The organism is Streptomyces sp. NPDC004134 (genome assembly GCF_042874195.1).
Taxonomy (GTDB): Bacteria; Actinomycetota; Actinomycetes; order Streptomycetales; family Streptomycetaceae; genus Streptomyces.
Genome location: NZ_JBIAMS010000066.1, coordinates 1 through 1,055, shown reverse-complemented (window position 1 = coordinate 1,055; position 1,055 = coordinate 1). Strand labels below are relative to the sequence as shown.

Here is a 1,055-nt window from a genome sequence, read left to right as displayed (position 1 = left end):
GCAGTGGTTTTTGTGGGTTGGTCGGGTTGTTGACCCGGGGTGATTTTGGGGTGGTGTGTGATGGGCAGCGTGGTTGTGCCGTCGTTGGTGGCGGTGTGGGGTGAGCGGGTTGCGGGTTCTGTGGCGGTGTCGGGTGCTGGTGGGGTGTTGTCGTATGGGGAGTTGGTGAGGCGTGCGGATGGGCTTGCCCGGTCGTTGGTGGGGCGGGGGGTTCGTCGGGGTGAGGTTGTGGGTGTGTGTATGGGGCGTGGTGTGGATGTGGTGGTGGGGCTTTTGGGGGTGATGCGTGCGGGGTGTGCGTATCTGCCTTTGGATCCGGGTTATCCGGGTGGGCGTTTGCGGTTTATGGTGCGGGATTCTGGTGCGCGTTTCGTGGTGGTTGACGATGGCGTCCGCGGCGGTGTGGGCGCGGAGTTGTCGGGTGCCGCTGAATTGGTAGGTGTCTCCGGTGGCGAGGCTGACATCGATGTGGTGTTGCCGGAGGTGGGCGCGGGTGATTTGGCGTATGTGATTTATACGTCGGGGTCTTCGGGGGAGCCGAAGGGGGTGGGGGTGGAGCATGGTTCGGTGGTGCGGTTGTTTGATCGGGTGGGGGAGTGGTTTGACTGGTCGCGGGATGATGTGTGGTCGTGTTTTCACTCGGTGGCGTTTGATTTCTCGGTGTGGGAGATCTGGGGTGCGTTGACTTCTGGTGGCCGGGTGGAGTTGGTGTCGTTTGAGGACAGTCGTGATCCGGTGGCGTTTGGGCGGTTGCTGGGTGAGCGGGGGGTGTCGGTGGCGAGTTTGACGCCGTCGGCGTTGTTGCGGTTGTTGCCGTACATGTCCGGTGGTGTGCCGGGTGGGTTGCGGCATGTGGTGCTGGGTGGTGAGGCGGTTCGTGCGGGGCAGATCGCTGAGTTGCTGAAGCATCCGGGGGGTGAGCGGCCGCGGGTGTGGAATCTGTACGGAATTACCGAGACGACGGTCCACGCCTCGGTCCGCGAATTGACTGCCGCCGATGTGGCTGGTGAAGGCAGCCCGATTGGCCGGCCGCTGAGCGACCTGAGCTTCGCCGT

Annotated in this window: 1 protein-coding gene; it reads left to right on the top strand. The window is 63.7% G+C overall.

Annotated features, from left to right (window positions below; all coding sequences use genetic code 11):
• Positions 1–60 precede the first annotated feature (60 nt).
• Positions 61–1,055: AMP-binding protein (locus ACFYVJ_RS34790; RefSeq protein ID WP_388900532.1), on the top strand; the 995-nt coding region annotated here is incomplete at its 3' end.